4 protein-coding genes and 1 pseudogene are annotated in these 3,972 nt (G+C 36.5%); all 5 read left to right on the forward strand.

What is annotated here, in order from left to right; all coding sequences use genetic code 11:
* The first annotated feature begins 148 nt into the window (after positions 1–148).
* Positions 149–565, forward strand: coding sequence for a hypothetical protein (locus tag H5158_RS22165; RefSeq protein ID WP_182740924.1), 417 nt, complete (start codon positions 149–151; stop codon positions 563–565).
* Positions 558–1,619 (forward strand): hypothetical protein, encoded by a 1,062-nt coding sequence (locus H5158_RS22170; protein WP_145242466.1) that lies wholly within the window; start codon positions 558–560, stop codon positions 1,617–1,619. Before H5158_RS22165 ends, H5158_RS22170 begins: the two co-directional genes overlap by 8 nt.
* 67 nt (positions 1,620–1,686) lie before the next feature.
* On the forward strand, positions 1,687–2,730 hold the full coding sequence (locus tag H5158_RS22175) for a hypothetical protein (RefSeq protein ID WP_182740925.1): 1,044 nt from the start codon (positions 1,687–1,689) through the stop codon (positions 2,728–2,730).
* A 173-nt stretch (positions 2,731–2,903) separates the two neighbouring features.
* Positions 2,904–3,539 carry a hypothetical protein gene (locus H5158_RS22180; protein ID WP_259399479.1) on the forward strand — a complete coding sequence of 212 codons (636 nt, stop codon included), beginning with the start codon at positions 2,904–2,906 and terminating at the stop codon, positions 3,537–3,539.
* An 8-nt stretch (positions 3,540–3,547) separates the two neighbouring features.
* A pseudogene (locus H5158_RS22185) lies at positions 3,548–3,972 on the forward strand (hypothetical protein); the annotation flags it as partial.

Below are 3,972 nucleotides of genomic sequence, written 5' to 3' on the forward strand. Positions count from 1 at the left end.
CCGCCTACAGGCGATGTAATATAGCTGTTTAAATTTGCGTAGGCGGGGCTTTACGCCGCGCAAATTGAAGAATAAAAACGATATTCACTCTGAATAGTTAAGATGGGTGTCATCTTAATTTCGTTACGCCGCATTAGTAGGCACATTGATGAGTCCAAATGTTACATTAGGGGTTAAAAAGCTAACTGGTTCCCATTGCCAGTTAACCATTGATGTAGACACACCAAACTTTGCTTTAGGTCAATCGGAACTTCTCGTTCAGGTATATCAAATTGAAGATGAAGGAGTTTTACATTTTGAGCAGGAATTCCGTTACGATCATAAAAATTGGCAAATAATCCAAAAAGAAAACACTGAATCAGGAGCTATAACCGGGTTTAAATATACTATTCCGATATTATCAATGTGGCCGAAACATTTTGAAGTTGATTGGAAAGTAAAAGTGCAGTACCGCCTAGATAAAAATGTGACCTTGCCCTATGTGGATATCGATGAGCGTAATGACTGGGATAAAGGTGAACAACCAGATAAAGCATGGATAATTAAGGAAATAGTATATGCTTGAGCAATATGCTGACACAGCTTACAGAGGTAAGCAAGATGCAAAATTTAGAGATGAAATAGCGACTGATGAGCGTGACTCTATGTATTGTCGTTACCAAAGTAAGCAGGCAATATACCCAAGAGGTAAAGTGTTTGGACATTGCTTTGATAGTTTTCAAGATTCAGCTTATAAATATAACTTATCAGGGAAAGCTGAATATTATAGAAAAGTTTTAGGAAATGATGATTTTACTCTTAATTTGCCTACAAAAGGGAGTAAGATAACGGATTCATTGGTCTTTTTTTGGATAATAGCACATTTAGGTATTTTGTTTTTTTTATTTACTCTACCGTTTTTTTTCACTTTATTTGGTCGTATTGAACTAGCGCTTGAATCTTTTTTATTTGTTTTTATATTTTGGAGTGGATCTAAATTATTTAATCTAACTATTTGGAAAGCAATCCGGATTAGAGTGTCCTCAGGGGTTTTATTTCATCGTAAAGATGGTTCTGTAACCATATCTAATGAACAAAGTAGCACACAAGATAAATTGCTTTTTGAAGAGTTTAATGCTCACTATTGTGTGGAAAATAATCCTGGAAGCGGCTTTCCTTACAGAGGCATTACTTTATTACATTACCAGAGAGATTTTTCTTATGATAGGACTGGAGCAAACTTAATAAGCAGTGGATTTATTCATTGGGAATTATTACAAAACTTCATGGATGTAACTGAACCCTTAGCAGATATCCCACAATTTGAATATTACCGTGAGTTTGATAAAACAACCGCTGAGTTTGATAAAGCGAATGGCCGTCCTAAGTATTTTTGGTATCGGGTCGATAAGCATTTCAAGAAGAGAGTTAATGAGGAAAAACTATTACTCATTAATGAATTTAATGATGAAGAACAGCTCAATAACTTATTGACGGGTAAACCTATCAGAAAGCTAACACCGCCGGATATATTTAAGTTCCCGTGGAAATATGCAGATGATATAAAAGCTGAAAGCGAGATAAAGTTTGGTAAAACACTGTGGCAAAAATTCACCTCATTTTTGATGATTGATTTATAGCTAAGTAAAGAAATAAATAGGATTTAACCCAAGCAGTAAGTCACTGCTTGGATAGAAAAGGATTTTAATGTCAATTTCATATAAATTTGCAAAACTAAATGCAAGAATATTAGAAAATTCACAGAACTTTAAACACTATATTTCCTCAAAAATGTATGAGTTTAGTTCACCTAAAGGATTAATGATTGTCAGATTTTTATTGGAGAAAGAAGATAATAAAAAAGTGAAACCTCAGAGCTTAGATAATGAAGGGCGCTATTTAGGTTTTCATAATGCGGGTGATTGGACGCTAGGGTTAACATTAGGGCCAATATTTTTAGGGGTATTAGGTTCAATTGTCTCGGTAATTTTTTTTTTAGGGTGGAGTTATACTCAATTCACAGATAACCCGGAACAACTACCCGTTTGGTTTATAGTATTCGTCATTTGCTGGAACTTATTCTTTTTAAACTTCGGCCCCATTTTAGCGCGGTATATTCTGCCTAAACGCGAAGTATATTTTGACCGCCAAAACCAAACAGTAAGCTTTTCGTGGTCAGTAAACAATGCAGAAAAAAATGAGCACGGCCATTCGACATTTCCGTTCTCAGATATCGAGGCATTTTACGCTAAAGCCAACCACTCACAGGGCCATGGTGTAACCCATGCAATGTATATTGCCCATAAAGATTACGAAAACCACCATGGTGCATTTAGTGAAATACGCGTAAAAGACAACCCACAAAACCCAAACTACTGCAAATACACATGGGAGCGCGTTGTGCGCTTTATGGATTTAACCAAACCGCTCGTTGATTCACCCGAAATAGAGCCATTTCGTCACCTTGACCCGATAACACACGACTTTGATAAGCAAAATAACCGCCCTGAAAAGTACTGGCGTTTAATGAGCTACAAGCAGATGAAGCAAATAGAAGAAGAACTTGATGATGATATTTACCGCTTTAATTTTGACGGCGCCATCACCAATCCTAAACGCTGGGCAAATAAAGAAATCACCAAACCGTGGGAAAAGTGGCCAGTAGATGAAAGCCTAAACCAACCAGACAACCCCCCGTATTGGAAACGCCTGATGAAAACCCTTGCAATGCAAATTATTGCGGGTGTTTAAACGCGATTGCTCTTTAAAAATCTGAAAAGGAATTCAAACCTAGGTGGCACAAGTGCCGCCTAGGTGACTCTGTTACATGACGACATAATAAACAGTCATTTAAATTTGCGTAGGCGCGGCTTTACGCCGCGCAAATTAAAAAATAAAAACGACATTCAGCCTGAATAGTTAAGATGGGTGTCATCTTAATTTGCTCTATACTATTCGCAAGTCTTGGACCATGGGGGTGGGCATTATTATTAGGCTCTATCGTATTTGGTTTACTTGCTGTGTGGTTAACCGATAGCAAGCTAGAAATATGGGCAAAGTTTGGCCCGTTTGCCAAAAATAAGCGAGGCGTATTTGCTGGAGAAGACGAAGCCATTTACAATACTTTCTCAGATCCAAACCAATATTTTAAATATATCCAAAGCGTATTATTCTCGCCTAAGGTGACTGTTAATACTCCTACTTTTTTTGATAGTCGCAATTACCATACAGTAAAAGTTGAATTACCAATGTTCATAGTCGGGAAATCCGAGTTGCTTTTAGATGTAAAATACTCATGGCGGCATCCAACAACGTTAAATGTTTATAGAAATTCAAGCTGGGTTGAAGGCACTAAAGAGTATTTATCTGAATTTGATGAAAATAGCCTTAGCTTAAATGCAGCCACCTATGAGTTTGAAATTGAATCACCGAACATTAGTGTGTTTGATGTTGAAATAACATCAACACTTATTTACAACGAAAGTCTAACTTTACCGATAGATTTTGATGCGTTTGAAAAGCCAATTGAAAATGCCTCACTTGAATTAGCAATTGCATAAGGAAAGTAATGCAAAATAATGACTACCTAGCCGTTGATATCATGCCTAAAAAAACGCGATTTAATTGTTTTTTTTACCCTGAGAGATTAAATAGCCTTAAGAGTAAATTCAAAGGTTTATGCTATTTATATGGTTTACCTGCAAGAAAGCAAAAAGCAATTCAAAAACACCCAGAGCGATATAAAATAGAAATGTGCGGGAATAGTGCTGCTAGAGCTTTGCTTTTTGGTCCTATGGCTATTGGTGGTGTTCTGAGCTTTATATTCTTTTTATCTTGTATTGTGATGACATATTCGGATGAACCTTACCATTGGTGGGTGCCCGCACTTACTTTTTCTTGGAACCTGTTTTTTCTTAATTTATTACCAATAACAGAGAGTTACCTCCCTAAAAAGCAAATATATTTTGACAGAAAAAAACAGTTAGTCGGCTT

Source organism: Pseudoalteromonas sp. SR45-6, assembly GCF_014163545.1.
Lineage (GTDB): Bacteria > Pseudomonadota > Gammaproteobacteria > Enterobacterales > Alteromonadaceae > Pseudoalteromonas > Pseudoalteromonas rhizosphaerae.

What these genes read in the sequence shown, in the direction of transcription:
- H5158_RS22165 (WP_182740924.1), top strand. Translation starts at nt 149, where the DNA reads ATGAGTCCAAATGTTACATTAGGGGTTAAAAAGCTAACTGGTTCCCAT.
- H5158_RS22170 (WP_145242466.1), top strand. Translation starts at nt 558, where the DNA reads ATGCTTGAGCAATATGCTGACACAGCTTACAGAGGTAAGCAAGATGCA.
- H5158_RS22175 (WP_182740925.1), top strand. Translation starts at nt 1,687, where the DNA reads ATGTCAATTTCATATAAATTTGCAAAACTAAATGCAAGAATATTAGAA.
- H5158_RS22180 (WP_259399479.1), top strand. Translation starts at nt 2,904, where the DNA reads ATGGGTGTCATCTTAATTTGCTCTATACTATTCGCAAGTCTTGGACCA.